This is a genomic window from Pseudoalteromonas sp. SCSIO 43210 (assembly GCF_054133285.1).
Map to the genome: position 1 here is coordinate 3,580,890 of NZ_CP087225.1, position 16,765 is coordinate 3,597,654.

Sequence of the window (16,765 nt, forward strand, 5' to 3'; positions counted from 1 at the left end):
TTGTGTGCGGGAGTGGCGGAATTGGTAGACGCGCTGGATTTAGGTTCCAGTATCTTAGGATGTGAGAGTTCAAGTCTCTCCTTCCGCACCATAATTCTTGATAAGAATTAAAACTATCAATTGTTATTGTTGGGATATCGCCAAGCGGTAAGGCACCAGGTTTTGATCCTGGCATTCCCAGGTTCAAATCCTGGTATCCCAGCCAACAATGGCTAAGTAGCTCAGCTGGTTAGAGCACATCACTCATAATGATGGGGTCACAGGTTCAAATCCCGTCTTAGCCACCATTTCTTTTTAGAAGTGGCTCTGCAAGAGTTAAATTGCACTCAATGAAGAGTCTAAAATAACTACCTGTGTTTTATAACACAAACGATGCGGGAGTGGCGGAATTGGTAGACGCGCTGGATTTAGGTTCCAGTAACTTCGGTTGTGAGAGTTCAAGTCTCTCTTTCCGCACCATGTTCTTGATACGAACTAAAAATATCAATTAATTCTTTGTTGGGATATCGCCAAGCGGTAAGGCACCAGGTTTTGATCCTGGCATTCCCAGGTTCAAATCCTGGTATCCCAGCCAACTTCTTCTACCAAGGAAAGTTGGATAAAAGAATAACTCTTGCTTAGAGTTTAAATGAGCAAATTAGTGATGCGGGAGTGGCGGAATTGGTAGACGCGCTGGATTTAGGTTCCAGTATCTTAGGATGTGAGAGTTCAAGTCTCTCCTTCCGCACCATGTTCTGATAAGAACTAAAATTATAAAAGAATTCTTTGTTGGGATATCGCCAAGCGGTAAGGCACCAGGTTTTGATCCTGGCATTCCCAGGTTCAAATCCTGGTATCCCAGCCAACTTCTTCTACCAAGGAAAGTTGAATAAAAGAATTACTCTAGCTTAGAGGTTAAATGAGCACATTAGTGATGCGGGAGTGGCGGAATTGGTAGACGCGCTGGATTTAGGTTCCAGTAACTTAGGTTGTGAGAGTTCAAGTCTCTCCTTCCGCACCATGTTCTTATTAAGAACTAAAACTAATGCAAATTTATAGTTGGGATATCGCCAAGCGGTAAGGCACCAGGTTTTGATCCTGGCATTCCCAGGTTCAAATCCTGGTATCCCAGCCAATTTGTTAAACTACCCCACCTATTTCTTCATTTAAGTACTTCAGTATAAAATCATTAATTTTAATAGGTTTGCTATAATAATACCCTTGTAAATAATCACATTTCATTGCTGTGAGTGTATTTCTAAGCGCTTTATTTTCAATGCCCTCTGCCACTACTTTACAATTAAGTCTGCTAGCTAAAAATAACGTTGATTCTACAATCGCATAGTCAGCGGGTTGTGTTAGCATATCTTTAATAAATGACCGGTCTATTTTTATTTGGTTGATTGGTAACTCTCTTAGTAATGATAACGAAGAAAATCCAGTCCCAAAATCATCTACACTAAACTCAAAGCCGCGGTCGTTAAGCTTGTACATCATAGTGCGAGCGGCTTCTATATTTGTCATCATAGCACCCTCTGTGATTTCAAAAATTATTGAGTCACTCAACGTCGGATCGACACTGATTAATTGCTCAATAAGCTCATAAAAATCTTGGCTCTCTAAATCCCTTGTTGATAAATTTACGTGAATAGCCCCGATAAACCCCAAAGCTTTTAACGACTTTAAATGATTTATAGTTTCTAACACCACCCACTTGGAAATATTTAAAATTAACCCCATTTGCTCAGCTGTTTTAATAAACACCTCAGGGCTAATAAATGAACCATCACTTTGTGGCCAGCGTATTAATGCTTCAGCTCCATGCATTTCATTAAGGTTAGAAGAAAATATTGGTTGTAAATAAAGCTCAAACTCTTCATTTTTCAATGCTTGCTTTATAAGTAAGGACATATCAAATAAATTATCCGCCCTAATGCTCAAATCCTTACAATAAATAACACTCTGTTGCTGTGTCTTTTTTGCTTCATGCAGCGCTAAATCAGCCTGTTTGAATAGTTCGTTAGTTTGCATACTATGTTTGGGGTAATAGCTCACTCCAATTCTTAGCTTAACGCGTATAGTTTGTTCATAAATTAAAAAAGGTTTTTGTACTGACTTATTTATTAATTGAATACATAAATCATACTTATCCTGAGTGGCTGAGTTTAAAAGCAATGCAAATTCATCTCCCCCAATTCTATATAACTTAGCAATCTCGGATAAGTGTTGGCTTAATGTTTTGGAAAATGCACACAACAACAAATCCCCAAAATTATTTCCATAAGTATCGTTTACACGTTTAAAGTTATTTAAATCTATTAAAAACAAAATGAAAGGTTGGTTATATTCTATGTTCTCATTGAGTACATTAAAGAATTTTTTACGTTTAGGTAGGTTAGTTAAACTATCGTGTTCAGCTAGAAATTGTTGGTGTTGAGCTGATCGCTCTAGCTCTAAGATACTTTTGAGGCTTAACCTAACAACTAAATACACAAATGTGCCGCCACCAACTAAAATAAATGAAACACTAGTTGCTACAAACGGTTCACCACCATAAAAAGTAAAATAATAAAGTACCCAACAGTAGCCAAAAATAAACAGCACAATTAAAATAAGCAATAAGCTCCATGCAAACCGATTCGTTTTTTTGCATACTTGTATTGTTGGTTTGATACTTACAGTTAACAGTAATATCCCTACTATAATCATAAAAATAAATGGCTTATCCACAGACACTCTTTAAATGCAATTTGTTATACATTTAGTATGGCTAATAAATCTAATAACGAAATAAAATACATTAAAAAGCTCAGGGTAGCCCACTTACCAAATATGATTGTTGTTTTATGAAGAGGTTATAACTTTTAAGGGCGCGATTAACAGCATTGTTAATCGCTTTATTAGGGGGTAATCTTTTTAGAAACTAACTTAGCTCTCCGCTAATGGCATATTTTAACACCCAGTTTTTTATTGGCCCTGTATTATTAGCCATTTTTAAAAACTGGCTACGTGCCCATTTAAGCGGCGCTACTTGGTTAGAAAAGCCAAAGTAACAGGCATCCATCATGCTCATCATTAACAAATTAGCCTTACGGCGAGCTCGCTCATATTCTTTAAGCATTAACGGGCACCCTATATCCCCAGCATTGTCTAAAACCTCAGCAAGTGCCACTACGTCCTGAAAACCTAAATTTACACCCTGCCCTGCAAGCGGATTAATTGTATGTGCAGCGTCGCCCACTAAAACCAAACGCCCTTGCGAATAGTTGTTAGCATGTTGGCGAGTAAGCGGAAATATCGCATGGGTTTGTACTTCAAAGTCTCCAGCAAGCTCTGGAAATTTATTAAGTATGTGCGTTTTTAACTGAGTTGGGCTTAGCCCTTTAAATGCTTGCAGTGTATTTGCATCGTCGTACCAAATTAAATTAGCGTACGGTGCCTGCATTGGCAAAAATGCGAGTGGCCCACTTGGCGTAAACTGCTGCCAGGTTTTAATTTGTTGCGGCGCATCGAGTTTAATTAACACCCCCATGCAATGCTGCTGGTACTGCCACCCCGTAATACCAATATTCGCCTTATCACGCAATTGCGACTGCCCACCATCGGCTGCAATTACTAAATCAGCGGTATAGGTTTGAGCTCCATACTCAAGCGTAATTAAATCACTGGTTTGCTCTATTTTAGTAATCGGTGTGGCTTGCTCAATAACTTCAATATTGTATTGTGCAAATTGCTGCCACAAACAGGCTTGAATTAAATTATTTTCAATCAAATGACCTAAATGCGTGGTGTTTATATCGGCGCAATCAAATAACAAATTGTCACCACCGCGCTCAAAAGCCTCTAATTGTTGATAAGGCGCTATGCGGTTTTGTCTTAAAAGCGGCATGGCACCTAATTCATCAAGCAAATTTTCTGAAAAACGATTAATAGCCGACACTCTAATATCCACCTTATCACTACTAAGAAGCTGTGATGGGTCTATTAGGTGTTTTTCGATTATGCGAACGCCAAAGCCTTGCTGGGCAAGCTTTATCGCCATAGCCGCGCCAACCATGCCCCCACCAACCACTATCACATTATTTTTAGTCATGTTTTTCATCATTTTATTATTACTTGAGTCTGTTTTGATTGTATCAAAATTAATTTGTTTTATACCAGAGGATATCCCTAACAGCACATTAAACTGGCCTCGTATTGATTTGAGATCACAAACATGAAAACTATACTTGGATCTGGGCGGGTATCCAGCTAAAATACGCGTCCTTTAAGTGAGCATGCTTGCTCCTTAATCCTGTTTCAAGCACATTTTTGTGCCACTATCGAATTGAACACGAGGCTATATTTCAATGAGCAAAAAGCTGCATATTAAAACCTGGGGTTGTCAGATGAACGAATACGACTCTCAGAAAATGGCTGAACTTTTAGATGCCACTAACGGCTACCAGCTAACTGAAGATGCAACAGATGCCGACGTAATCTTACTTAACACCTGTTCAATTCGTGAAAAAGCACAAGAAAAAGTATTTCACCAATTAGGTCGTTGGAAGTTGTTAAAAGACGACAAGCCAGATTTAATAATTGGTGTAGGTGGGTGTGTTGCCTCACAAGAAGGTGACTCTATTCGTCAACGAGCGCCATTTGTAGATGTTATTTTTGGCCCACAAACACTACACCGTTTACCAGAAATGATTAAACAAGTGCAGGGCGACAAAGGCTCATCGGTAGTTGATATTTCATTCCCAGAGATTGAAAAATTTGACCGCCTGCCAGAGCCAAAAGCTGATGGCCCATCTGCATTTGTATCAATTATGGAAGGCTGTTCTAAATACTGTACTTTTTGTGTTGTACCTTATACTCGCGGCGAAGAAGTTAGTCGCCCAGTCGATGACGTATTACTTGAAATTGCACAGCTTGCTGAGCAAAACGTACGTGAAGTAAATCTTTTAGGTCAAAACGTAAACGCATACCGCGGCGATACGCACGATGGCGAAATTTGTTACTTCTCTGATTTAATTCGTCTTATAGCAGCTATTGATGGTATTGACCGTATTCGTTACACCACATCGCACCCGGTAGAATTTACCCCAGACATCATTGAGGTTTACGCCGATGTACCAGAGCTTGTAGATCACTTACACCTACCAGTACAAAGTGGTTCAGACCGTATATTAAACCTGATGAAACGTGGCCATACGGCAATTGAATACAAATCGACAATTCGTAAGTTACGTAAAATTCGCCCTAACCTAAGCATGTCGTCAGATTTCATTATTGGTTTTCCAGGCGAAAGTAAAGAAGACTTTGAAGCAACCATGAAGCTTATTAGCGACATTGGTTTTGATATGAGCTTTAGCTTTATTTACAGTGCGCGCCCAGGTACGCCAGCGGCAGATTTGCCAGATGACGTAACAGAGCAAGAGAAAAAAGAACGCTTATACTTACTACAAAACCGTATTACACAAATGGCGCAGCAAATTAGCCGTCAAATGTTCGATACAGAGCAACGTATCCTTGTTGAAGGTCCTTCTAAGAAGAACCCAATGGAATTACGTGGCCGTACCGAAAACAACCGTGTAGTAAACTTTGTTGGCCCGCACACAGTGATCGGACAGTTTGTTGATGTACGTATTACCGAAGCACTGCCTAACTCTTTACGTGGTGACTTAATTCGTACAGAATCAGAAATGAACTTACGACGTGAAGTCGCTCCTTCAGCTATTTTAACTAAAGCTGCAGCTGCAGAGCCAAAACCAGACACTGTTAACGAAATTGGCGTAGCTACTTTCGTTCCTTAGTCACACAATTAGCGCCAGTTAACGCTGGCGCAGTACGATAGGAAGCAATTTTGAGTAATCAGTTAAAAACGTTAGAGATTTATTTAGAACCTGCCGATAACAAACGCCTTTCTTCTTTATGTGGCCCGTTTGACGAAAACATCAAACAAATTGAACGCCACCTGGCTGTTGAAATAATTCACCGTGACAACTTTTTTAAAGTAACCGGTAAACTACACAACTGCGCCGGCGCTGTAGAAATCTTAAAAAACCTTTATGTTGATACTCAACCAGTGCGTGGTGTTTTAGGCGAAATAGAACCCGACGCCGTTCATTTAGCTATTACCGAATCAAAAGCCTTAGAGCAAGATGCATCAAGCAGCGCTTATGGCAAAGAAATGGTGATTAAAACCCGCCGTGGTGTTATTAAACCACGTAACGACAACCAAGGTGTTTATGTGGCTAATATTTTAAACCACGACATTACCTTTGGTATTGGCCCTGCTGGTACTGGTAAAACTTACCTTGCAGTTGCTGCCGCCGTTGACGCCCTTGAGCGCCAAGAAATACGCCGCATATTATTAACGCGTCCTGCTGTAGAAGCGGGCGAAAAGCTTGGCTTTTTACCAGGCGATTTAAGTCAAAAAATAGACCCATACCTGCGCCCTCTTTACGATGCGCTTTTTGAAATGCTAGGTTTTGAAAGAGTAGAAAAACTCATCGAAAAAAATATCATCGAAGTCGCCCCGCTTGCTTACATGCGCGGACGTACTTTAAACGATGCCTTTATTATTTTAGATGAAAGCCAAAATACCACCGCCGAGCAAATGAAAATGTTTTTAACCCGTATAGGGTTTAACTCAAAAGCGGTGATTACAGGCGATATTACACAGGTCGATTTACCTCGTAGCACACGCTCAGGCCTTCGCCATGCAATTGAAGTGCTTGATGGCGTAAACGAAATTAGCTTTAACTACTTCAAAGCCCACGACGTAGTACGCCACCCTGTTGTAGCACGCATAGTTGAAGCCTACGAGCGTAACGACGAAAGCGAGCGACTTAAGCGCATTGAAAAGCAAAATGCAAAAGACGCACTTGCAGCTCTTCAACAGCCTACTACTAAAGAGTAATACTTTGACAACCGAACTTGATTTACAAATAGCCTGTGAGTTTGACAACCTCCCAAGCGAAGAACAATTTGCACTGTGGGCCGACAAAGCCCTTAGCCAATACCGTGACGAGTCAGAACTCAGCATCGTTATTAGCGACGAAGCGCAATCGCAACAACTTAATAACGACTATCGCGGTAAAAATAAACCAACCAACGTACTGTCGTTTGAATTTGAAGCACCACCCGGAATAGATATTCCTTTGGTTGGTGATTTAATTATTTGCCCAGCCATTGTATTAGCTGAAGCAATTGAGCAAGAAAAGTCATTTCATGATCACTTTGCTCACATGGTTATTCACGGATGCTTGCATTTGATTGGATTTGACCATATAAAGAGTGAAGATGCTTTTGAGATGGAAAGCATAGAAAAGCAATTACTTGCAGAGCTAAACATAGCAGACCCATACCGGGACGAAATTTAAATTAACGGAGCAATTAGACGCAATGAGCGACGGTAACTCGCAATCTAGCCAGGGTTCTTCTGGCAAAACGTGGTTGGGTAGAATAGCCCAAATGTTGCAAGGGGAACCCCAGAATAGAGAAGAGCTGGTCGAAGTTATTGCCGATGCGCAAGAACGAGACGTAATCGATCCAGAAACAAAAGAGATGATAGAAGGTGTGCTTGGCGTGTCTGAGCTTAAAGTGCGAGACATAATGGTTCCGCGCTCACAAATGATCACTCTTGAGATCGACAGCCCGCTTGAAGAGCTAATTCCAATGATGGTCGATTCAACTCACTCACGTTTTCCAGTGGTGATTGAAGACAAAGACCATGTAGAAGGTTTTTTACTCGCTAAAGATTTGCTACCGCTTATCTTAAATAAAGACGAGCACTTACCATCAATACGCGATTATTTACGCCCAGCTATGGTAGTGCCAGAAAGCAAACGTGTTGATACATTGCTAAATGAATTTCGTCAGCAACGCTACCATATGGCCGTTGTTATTGACGAATATGGCGGCGTATCGGGCTTAGTAACGATTGAAGATATTCTTGAAATAATTGTTGGCGAAATCGAAGATGAGCACGACGAAGAAGAAGAACATCAAGATATTCGTCAACTTGCTAAACATGTTCACGTAGTGCAAGCACTCACACCTGTAGATGACTTTAACGAGCACTTTAAAACAGGTTACAGCACAGACGAAGCCGACACTATTGGCGGGACTGTACTGCACGCATTTGGCCATATGCCAAGTCGTGGTGAAACGATTGATATAGAAGGTTACCAATTTAAAGTAACCAACGCCGACAATCGTCGTATTTTGCAACTGCAAGTCACCGTTCCTAAGGCTGATGATAACGACATTGAAGAAACTGCTAACTAGGCTTACCGTATTAGCAAAAGATAAAAAAGCATGGCTCGCACTCGTTGCGGGCCTTATTTTAACTTTTGGCTATGCCCCCTTTGAAATTTGGCCCATCGTATTTATTAGCCTTGCAGCCATAATTTTTTGCATCAACCCAAATAATACCGGTAAAGCACACGCAAAAAGCGCCGCTAAGTATGGCTTTATATTTGGCCTAGGCTGGTTTGGTGCAGGTATAAGCTGGGTACATGTTTCTATTGCCACCTTTGGCGGCATGCCGCTTATTGCGTCGCTCTCGTTAATGGCCTTACTGTGTTCATACTTAGCGTTATTCCCAGCCCTTGCCTTTTGGGCAACTACTCGCTTTGCCACAGGCCCTAAAAGCTTTGGCGCATCACTAATTGCCTGCTTTGCAATTAGTGAGTATTTACGTGGCACTGTACTTACCGGTTTCCCGTGGTTAAGTTTTGGCTATACACAAACTGACGGACCTTTTAGGCTGCTTGCCCCTTATATTGGCGAGTTTGGCTTAACACTTACCTGTGTCGCTATTGGCTTTGCACTGTATAGACTTACCCAAAAAGATATTAAAACCCCAGCACTTACTGCCTCTGCTGTTGCGCTTATTTTTACAGGTGCAAACACCACAGGCAGTATTCATTACACTGATAAAAACATGTCAGTATTGCTTGTACAAGGCAACATACAGCAACACTTGCGCTTTGAGCCAAGTGAGTTTTGGACCACAATGAGCAAATACCAAGATATGACGCGCCCACATTGGGATGCCGACTTAATAGTATGGCCAGAAGCCGCAGTGCCTGAAATAGAAATGCTTGCCGATTCCTACCTAGCCAATTTAGACAGTGCCGCCTCGTTTAATAAAACCGCCCTTGTAACCGGTATTGTTGACTATCAACTAGACACTAAAACCATTTACAACACCCTTATTGTGGTCGGTAATAAAGAGCACAACGACGATCAGGGCCACTATCGCTATTTAGACAAAAACCGCTATCGCAAGCATCAGCTACTCCCTATTGGCGAATTTGTACCGTTTCAAGATATATTGCGCCCAATAGCACCACTATTTGATTTACCTATGTCGTCGTTTACCCGTGGTGATAAAGTACAAAACAACTTACGCGCCAATGGCTATAACCTGCTACCCGCCATTTGCTACGAAATAGTATTTGCCGATTTAGTACGCGGTAACTACAAAAGCGACTCAGACCTACTTTTTACCGTAAGTAACGACGCCTGGTTTGGTGACTCTATTGGGCCATTGCAACACATGCAAATAGCTCGCATGCGCGCGCTCGAACTACAACGCCCGCTGGTACGCGTTACCAACAATGGTGTAAGCGCCGTATACGACCCAATAAGCCACACACAACAAACTATGCCACAGTTTGAAGCTGCAACCATGAAAGCCGATATAAAGCTTATACAAGGCGACAGCGTGTACAGCCAATACGGAAACATGTTTGTATGGGGATTTGTGGTGTTGCTCGGTGCTTTAGGGGTTGGGGTAAAACTGAAAGATAAAATAAACACTTAAGATTAAAGCGCGGTAAGATAATTATCGCGCTTTAATTTCAAGCTAAAATAGCTGCCTCAATTAATTGAAACTAAAGTTTTAACATTTCCGATATAAACTTCAGTGCATCATTTTTTAGACCTTCAAATTTACTTTCGCTTACTTCTGGTCTATCAACTATTTGACTATAAATCACACGGGTGTTTTTTGATTTAATATTTTTGATCAAAGCGTGTACTTTATTTAGAGTTGCTTTATCTAAAGCACTGACTAAATCAGGAATATCGTCGTGACAGTTTAAGAATAAATACAGCAAATTAGCTTCGCTGACAGGATCCTTGCCATCAATAAATTGTAAAATAAGATTATTCATAGGGATTTTATAATCTCTCTGTTCACCGCTAAAGCCCTTATAAATTTTTAATAGTGCAAACAAGGTTCCATGTTTAAAAGAGGTACGTTGCTCAAATAAGTCGTTTATTATCCTTTCTGAAAAAAGGTATTTAACAAATGCGCTACTTGAGTCAACATCATAGCCTCTTACAGCAAATGATGTTAGAAGTTCTAAAGATTTCCTTGATGACCGAACATTAATCGCTTTTTCAAATAATTGCATAACGGTCACTTCATCTTTAATTTCATTGTAAAGAATATGCCAACCATAATACTTGATTGACTCAAGCCAAAAACCAGAAGTCTCATTATCTTCCACAGCGGCACATAAGTCAGTAATTGCTTGGTTTTTAATAATACGGCTATCACCACTAGAAATTTCATTCAACGTTTTAAAAACGTGCCTTTGTTTAAGCTTTTTCGCTGTAAGTCTGCCTTCGATTAATGAGCTACTTATATGCTCGTGTTTATAAAATGATAAAACATGAGCAGGCGGGTTATCTTTTGAAACGCATATTTCGTTACTTTTCTCATTAATAAAAATATCAATTAAGCCAAAGTGAACTAAACAACTTTTTATAAGTTCTTTATCTAAATTATCTTCCCGAGAAAAGTTATCTGCAATAAATTTAGTTAATGGTTGGCTTTTAAAGGACTTTTTATTTAATAACACTATTAGTGCATCGTAAATAGCTGGGCTATTATTTTTCAATGCCTGAAGTAAAACAAAGTCGTAAAATAATACTTCACCACCTAACGTCTGCCAAATAGGTTTAATTTGTTCTTCAAGAGTGTGTAAAGCCCTAAATGAAGGTAACAATTGATTAATGAGTTGTGGGCACCCAGGTATATATTGACCCAAAAGAATTTTTTGATAATAGTTTTTCATATCTGCATCTATTAACTCATTTTCTAACTCGTTTATTTCCTCAGTAAAATTGGGGATAGAAAAGTCAAATCGGATTGGGCAAATACGTAGTAACGTATCTGAAAACTCTGGGCGGTTTTCACCTGCAAAAATATAATCTATACCTTGCAGTTCTTCTAATCGATCTAGCAGACCAGCAAGCGCATGAAGACTGTCTAGCGCCTTTGCATTACGGTCGAGATCTTGAACCGTTACTAATAACCTTAAATTTGCTGCATTAATAACATCACTTAAGCTTTTTAAAAGTGCATCAGGAGATGTAGGTTTATGCATAAACGCTGCAAATATTTTAGAAGACGTATTACCTGCATTCATAGCTGAAATATAGTGCGACGGTAAAGAACGGAACTTACACATATCAATTTCAGTACTAAGTGCTATTAGCACTTCATCCAATACATATTGGATAATAGATTCAGCTTCAACACCCCACAGATCAATATTACAGTGAACTAATTTAGGCAGTTCTTTTTTATTTTTTAGTTTATCAACTGCTAAATTTATTGCCGTTGTTTTCCCGACACCAAAAGCTCCACATATTAAAATGCGCTTACTCTTCGCTTGATTTTTCTTATCGCATAAAGTTTTTTCAATTTGTTTAGCAATATGCCGCGTTGAAGCATTATTTTTTGGTTTATTAGGTTTAGTACGAGTTTTAAAAAGTTCTAATACAGGTAAAAATACTAACCCGACTATAAGAGGTAAGTATAAGAGTACTAACTCTAAACTAACCACAGAACCAGTTGCTTTAGATTCAAAAAACAACCAAATAGCAATAGTGCATGTTACAGATAGCATTAGCGAAGGATACCGCCAATTAAATTGCCAATACCTTTTTGAATTATAGATAGAAAAGCTATCTGCAATTTTGTTTACGGCTAAGCCTGCTAAAAATAATAATGTAGCGTAACCATACAAAGGTGTGAAATTTGAAGTATTAAATGTTTTTTGAAGAAGATTAGTCCAAGCGAGCAACAATTCTTGAATAATGGTTACTGAAGACATAATTAAAAACAAAATATAGGTAATAACACCATATAAAATTAATGTCGTATAACGAGAAAAAGTGACCATATTCATCCATGTACTCAATATTTACTTTTTTATATGCTAACACGCCCTAATATAAACAGAAAAATAGTCTGAGCTACTTTATGTCACTTTAAGCATTAGCTTTTTCTAATTAATGTAATTCAATTGATAAGAGCTATAAGTCATCAATGCTAACTTCAATCTCCTGAGATAAATCAGCTCTACGACTTTCAATAATTTTAGCTAATTCATAGTCATCAAGCTGATCCATTATCAACTCATACAATTGTGCAGGAACTAAATAAGCAACTGTCTTATTATATTTCGAAATTTCGATGCTCTTTCCACCAGCTTTATTTAAGAGCCCAATTGGATTTTTTCTCAGTTCTGAAATACTTGCTGAACCATCAGCTAATAACGCTTTCATAAAACACCTGATAAAGTTAAACCTGTACTTAATTTTAAGTTTTTTAACTCAATCTGTATATTTTTATAATTACTTTACTCTTTCACTGCATCTTCTACCGTTTCAACATTTACAACTTGATTCAAGTTACCTTTAATAACCACTGTCGCTGATATTTTATCTTGAATGGCTTGCCTGTTTGGGTCCCAATACACTTGTAAAAAGCCTAATAAGCCCGTGGCAAAACCGGCGCCGTAGCCGCCATATCGGCCAAAGCAATCTAATAAACCTAATGGTTCACCGCTTAGCGCTACTACGCGAATATTACATACTTTTTTACCTGGGGTTTGTCCGCGCCATAATAACGAGAACAACGTAAAATATACGGCGGCCCAACCAAAGCCAAGGCCTAGGTCTTGAATAATGCCCTTGCTCCACTGCAAAATACTGTTTGTGGTTGTTTGTGCAGGTTTTTCTTCTATTAACTGTGCAGGCTTTATTTCGTTATTTTCACTGACCACTAATAGCTGTAAAAGTAGGGTAGCAAGTTGTGGGCTTTGTAGGTCGTCCATTTCTGCTAATTTGGGAACTTGCCCAATTAAATTATCAAACGCGTTTTGTTGGCAAGGTTGCTCACAGCTTTCATCGGCTGTTTGCGCTAAATAAGTATTTACCCGTTGTTTTTCTGTGGCGGAAAGCTGAATTTCATCTTGTATTTTTACGCCCTGAACAGCTAAACCTTGATCAGCGTTATCGCCTTCTAGGTAATCAATGCCAATTGAAAGCACAGTAAGTGCGCTTACAAATAAAATACTTGCTGCCGTTATTTTTAAAATTCTTCGCCACACATTCGACATTTTTGGAAGGTATTGCTGAGCCGTGCCTTTATAAAAGGCCATTGCAGCAACAAATGCTATTAAAGCCGCGCTGAGCTTGGCTGCTAAAAATATCAGTGCTACATCAATAATAATAGCTAGTGCACGCCGGATTGGCGTAGCTAAAGGCAAGCCCAGTAAAGCACTGTCAATTTTAAAGGCGTAGGGGGTAATCACTTCTCTGGTTTCAGAATTCGACAATTCTAATTGTTCTATCTCTTTGGCTTTCATTTATTTTCTTGTTATTAAAATAGGTAACCCGGTTAACTTACGCGTTTTTTATTTTTTGCTCAACATTAACTTTTACCCCAATTTACTAAAAGCATCGTCTCGGCCAATTGGATAAAAGGAAATATAAGCCTCAAATTACAAACTTTAGGTTAACATCATTTACAAATGTACCTATTGAACATATATTAACGCTCGAATTTCTTTCATCCTTAAAATTAAATACATGGAGTATATTTTGAAGTTATTAACTAACGTGTTTTTCTTGTTTTCTGTCCTTATTTTGAGTGGCTGTGCCCACCAAATAAGTTTAAATCCAGACACTGAAAAACTTCAAGTTACAGAAAATAAATCAGCATCAGCTGTAGGTTATTATATTTCTGAAGATGATATAAAAAAGCAAGTAAAAACACCTGGCGGTGGTGGCGATAATGTTAGTTACAAACCTTATAAAGACACAGAAGCAGCACTGTATACTGTGCTTTCTAATAAATTTGAGAACGTTTATAAGCTTGAATCATTAACTAATAGTGCATTTTTAAAAGATAAAAAAATTGAGTATGTATTCATACCGACAATAACAACGGAATCTAGCTCAGATAGCTTATTCACATGGCCTCCTACAGAATTTACTTTCACGCTAAACTGTAAAACTTTAAATAACAATGGCGATATAGCATGGAATAGTGAAGTTAAAGGTTTTGGCAAAGCTGAATTTGATGAGTTTAAAAATGATTTTTCTTTATCTGCAAAACGTGCAACAGAAGAAGCATTCAACAAACTAGTTGTAGAGCTTGATCAATCAAACTTATAAATAAGGACCGAAATAAAATGAATTATAAAAGTTCACTGGGTTTAATCTCGGCTTTATTTTTAAGTGCATGTACCATTCAAGTTCCACCTTATAGTGCAGATATCAGCAACGTTTCTAAACTAAAAGAAGAGTCTAATACACCAGTCTCAGTCGGAAAAATTGAATCTGAAAAAAAATTAAATAAGATATCGCTTCGAGGCTCACCTCTTGTTTCATCAGTAGGCAAAAGCTATGGTGAATATATTGAGAGCGCTTTGATACAAGAATTGAAACTAGCAAAACTATGGTCTGGCGTTGCAACAAAGCAAGTCTCGGGAAAAGTAATTGAGCAAGACATTGATGTAACAGGTTTCTCTGAAGGCAGTGCGTTTATAAAAGTTAAATTTACTGTATCAGATGGCGATATTACTTTATTTGATAAGGTAATATCTGCCGAACACACTTTCGACTCTTCTTTTCTCGGAGCAATTGCAATACCAAACGGGCAGCGAAGTTATGTAGAATTAGTTCAAAAATTGCTTACGAATCTATACGCTGATGAAGAATTTATAGCTTCAATAAAGTAAATAAATAAACTAAAAAGGAGCTTTATGATTTCATACAGCTCCTTTTTTATATTACATAAATTTATTTACTTTAAAATTACTAAGCGCTCATCAATAGGCTCACTTTTAGGTAAGCGATACCTAAACTCTCTGCGTAATAACATAAAACTAATAACTGCCTGAACAACAACTGTGCTTGCCGATAAATACCACAATTGCGTTAAATTAAAGCCATCCATTTGGCTTAATAAAAGAGCTGGTAAAACAAATAAAATAATCCGCAGTGTAGTACTATAAAGTGAAGGGAGTGTGTTACCGAGAGACTGAAATAGCCCCGAACACGTAAACACTATGCCCGTAGGAATAAAGTTAATACAAATAATTTGTAAAAATGTAGCTGCAACTAAAATAACATTTTGATCATCAGAGAACCCTTGCACTAGTAATTCTGGAATAAAAAAGCAAACTACGCTTAACACTGCCATTAAACTACAGGTCATTAGGGCTGACCAAAAAAAGGTTTCTCGGACACGGTCAAATTGCTTTGCACCAAAATTTTGACCCGCGACGGCTGGTGCAGCAAACGCAATTGCCATTGCAGGTAAAAACAATGACTGCATGATGCGAGAACCTAAACCAAAGCCAGCTTGGGCTTCAGGTCCAAAATGTTGAATTAACCAATAAATTAACCCCATATATGCAAACATTAAAAAGAATTCACCTCCTGCGGGTAATCCAATCCCTAATAAGCGCTTTATAATAGCGCTATCTACGCGCCATAAACTGACTTTAAAGGTAACGAACTTTTCAGCCTTAACAAAGTATACGCATAGCATTACTACCGTAACAACTACCGAAATAGTACTTGCCAACCCAGCTCCGGCTATACCCATTGGAAAGTCAGTTCCCCAACCTATAATTAAAATAGGAGATAAAATAATATTGACGATAATAGACAAGGTTTGAATCAACATAGTTGGCTTAACAATACCGGCTCCTCTTAATGCAGCACTAACTGCAACTAAAGGAAACTGCAATGCCATACCCGGCAAAAACCAATGCAAATAACGTTGTCCCGCTTCAATTGTTGCAAGGTCTGTTGAGATGCTAGTTAAGTATGTATCAGACCCTAAATAACCTAAAAACATGACAACCAAGGCCATGAAGCTAGCCAGCATCATACTTTGATTAAACACTGCATTTGCATCTTTGGCATCTTTTCGACCCGCTGCATGAGAAATCAACGCGGTTGTTCCCACATTTAGAATTTGCGTGAGTGCAAAAATTAAAAACATTGCATTACCTGCTAAGCTGAGTCCTGCTAAAGCATTTCCACCTAAATTACCTACAAAATATAAATCAACTAAAAAATACAATGTTTGAATTATCATTCCTATCATCATAGGAATAGCCATTTGGATTAAATGCTTGGGTATCGAGCCACGAGTCAGATCATGCATATTATCATCCTAACCATTAATAAGAATAGTTATCATAACAAGTTGCATGCAATTAAGCATACTTTTAATAGTTATGGAAAGGTGTTTTATATAGCGTGAATTTCATACTACAACTTTGCTATACTGGCTGTAAGTCTTCATTAAATGATTCATTATTATTCATTCAACATACCCTCTTTTTTGGCGAGATAGCGCCCTACCTTATGTAGAACTAAGGCAAGTCTTGGATGGTCGAAAAGTAACTTACGCCGCCCATTCTCATGCTCAGTGATCAATTGGTGCTATTTTAGAGGGCCAAAGTGAATT

13 protein-coding genes and 9 tRNA genes are annotated in these 16,765 nt (G+C 38.6%); 16 read left to right on the forward strand and 6 right to left on the reverse strand.

All coding sequences use genetic code 11. The features are described from left to right. The first annotated feature begins 6 nt into the window (after positions 1 to 6). The 9 genes from LOS73_RS15465 (at position 7) to LOS73_RS15505 (ending at position 1,114) form a co-directional block, all read left to right on the forward strand. Positions 7 to 91, forward strand: a tRNA-Leu gene (locus tag LOS73_RS15465). 39 nt (positions 92 to 130) lie between these two features. Continuing rightward, a tRNA-Gln gene (locus LOS73_RS15470) sits at positions 131 to 205 on the forward strand. 5 nt (positions 206 to 210) lie between these two features. Further along, positions 211 to 287 (forward strand) — tRNA-Met (locus tag LOS73_RS15475). Between the two features lie 87 nt (positions 288 to 374). After that, positions 375 to 459, forward strand: a tRNA-Leu gene (locus tag LOS73_RS15480). A 40-nt stretch (positions 460 to 499) separates the two neighbouring features. Continuing rightward, a tRNA-Gln gene (locus tag LOS73_RS15485) sits at positions 500 to 574 on the forward strand. A 71-nt stretch (positions 575 to 645) separates the two neighbouring features. Further along, positions 646 to 730 (forward strand) — tRNA-Leu (locus LOS73_RS15490). A 39-nt stretch (positions 731 to 769) separates the two neighbouring features. Continuing rightward, a tRNA-Gln gene (locus LOS73_RS15495) sits at positions 770 to 844 on the forward strand. Between the two features lie 71 nt (positions 845 to 915). Beyond that, a tRNA-Leu gene (locus LOS73_RS15500) sits at positions 916 to 1,000 on the forward strand. A gap of 39 nt (positions 1,001 to 1,039) precedes the next feature. Next, a tRNA-Gln gene (locus tag LOS73_RS15505) sits at positions 1,040 to 1,114 on the forward strand. Between the two features lie 5 nt (positions 1,115 to 1,119). On the opposite strand, the gene LOS73_RS15510 is transcribed toward LOS73_RS15505, so the two are convergent. Together LOS73_RS15510 and LOS73_RS15515 are read right to left on the reverse strand one after the other, a co-directional pair. After that, positions 1,120 to 2,709 carry a putative bifunctional diguanylate cyclase/phosphodiesterase gene (locus LOS73_RS15510; RefSeq protein WP_457933942.1) on the reverse strand — a complete coding sequence of 530 codons (1,590 nt, stop codon included), beginning with the start codon at positions 2,707 to 2,709 and terminating at the stop codon, positions 1,120 to 1,122. A 193-nt stretch (positions 2,710 to 2,902) separates the two neighbouring features. Beyond that, positions 2,903 to 4,084, reverse strand: coding sequence for an FAD-dependent monooxygenase (locus LOS73_RS15515; RefSeq protein ID WP_306725148.1), 1,182 nt, complete (start codon positions 4,082 to 4,084; stop codon positions 2,903 to 2,905). A gap of 244 nt (positions 4,085 to 4,328) precedes the next feature. Between LOS73_RS15515 and miaB the strand changes: the two genes are divergently transcribed. From miaB to lnt, 5 genes are read left to right on the forward strand one after another with little or no spacing between them, the layout of a single operon-like run. After that, entirely contained in the window at positions 4,329 to 5,777 is a 1,449-nt protein-coding gene (gene miaB / locus LOS73_RS15520; protein WP_007378278.1) for a tRNA (N6-isopentenyl adenosine(37)-C2)-methylthiotransferase MiaB, read from the forward strand. A 50-nt stretch (positions 5,778 to 5,827) separates the two neighbouring features. Next, a complete protein-coding gene (locus tag LOS73_RS15525; RefSeq protein ID WP_457933943.1) occupies positions 5,828 to 6,886 on the forward strand; it encodes a PhoH family protein in 1,059 nt (352 codons plus the stop codon). Between the two features lie 4 nt (positions 6,887 to 6,890). Beyond that, positions 6,891 to 7,349: an rRNA maturation RNase YbeY gene (ybeY, locus tag LOS73_RS15530; RefSeq protein WP_457933944.1), complete on the forward strand. Its 459-nt coding sequence runs from the start codon at positions 6,891 to 6,893 to the stop codon at positions 7,347 to 7,349. Positions 7,350 to 7,371: 22 nt separating this feature from the next. Further along, entirely contained in the window at positions 7,372 to 8,256 is an 885-nt protein-coding gene (gene corC, locus LOS73_RS15535; protein WP_007378276.1) for a CNNM family magnesium/cobalt transport protein CorC, read from the forward strand. Next, the gene (lnt, locus tag LOS73_RS15540; protein ID WP_457933945.1) at positions 8,237 to 9,799 is read left to right on the forward strand and encodes an apolipoprotein N-acyltransferase; all 1,563 of its coding nucleotides are present in this window, start codon (positions 8,237 to 8,239) and stop codon (positions 9,797 to 9,799) included. The genes corC and lnt overlap by 20 nt, the downstream gene beginning before the upstream one ends. 70 nt (positions 9,800 to 9,869) lie before the next feature. On the opposite strand, the gene LOS73_RS15545 is transcribed toward lnt, so the two are convergent. The 3 genes from LOS73_RS15545 to LOS73_RS15555 form a co-directional block, all read right to left on the reverse strand. Further along, the gene (locus LOS73_RS15545; RefSeq protein ID WP_198022422.1) at positions 9,870 to 12,173 is read right to left on the reverse strand and encodes a P-loop NTPase fold protein; all 2,304 of its coding nucleotides are present in this window, start codon (positions 12,171 to 12,173) and stop codon (positions 9,870 to 9,872) included. Positions 12,174 to 12,306: 133 nt separating this feature from the next. Further along, positions 12,307 to 12,558 (reverse strand): type II toxin-antitoxin system Phd/YefM family antitoxin, encoded by a 252-nt coding sequence (locus tag LOS73_RS15550; protein ID WP_033040991.1) that lies wholly within the window; start codon positions 12,556 to 12,558, stop codon positions 12,307 to 12,309. Positions 12,559 to 12,632: 74 nt separating this feature from the next. Then, a complete protein-coding gene (locus LOS73_RS15555; RefSeq protein ID WP_033040993.1) occupies positions 12,633 to 13,643 on the reverse strand; it encodes an RDD family protein in 1,011 nt (336 codons plus the stop codon). A 235-nt stretch (positions 13,644 to 13,878) separates the two neighbouring features. On the opposite strand from LOS73_RS15555, the gene LOS73_RS15560 reads away from it, so the two are divergent. Together LOS73_RS15560 and LOS73_RS15565 are read left to right on the forward strand one after the other, a co-directional pair. Then, entirely contained in the window at positions 13,879 to 14,454 is a 576-nt protein-coding gene (locus LOS73_RS15560; RefSeq protein ID WP_050482476.1) for a hypothetical protein, read from the forward strand. Positions 14,455 to 14,471: 17 nt separating this feature from the next. Then, positions 14,472 to 15,020, forward strand: coding sequence for a hypothetical protein (locus LOS73_RS15565; protein ID WP_457933946.1), 549 nt, complete (start codon positions 14,472 to 14,474; stop codon positions 15,018 to 15,020). Between the two features lie 65 nt (positions 15,021 to 15,085). On the opposite strand, the gene LOS73_RS15570 is transcribed toward LOS73_RS15565, so the two are convergent. Next, a complete protein-coding gene (locus tag LOS73_RS15570) occupies positions 15,086 to 16,459 on the reverse strand; it encodes an MATE family efflux transporter (RefSeq protein ID WP_457933947.1) in 1,374 nt (457 codons plus the stop codon). Positions 16,460 to 16,765 lie beyond the last annotated feature (306 nt).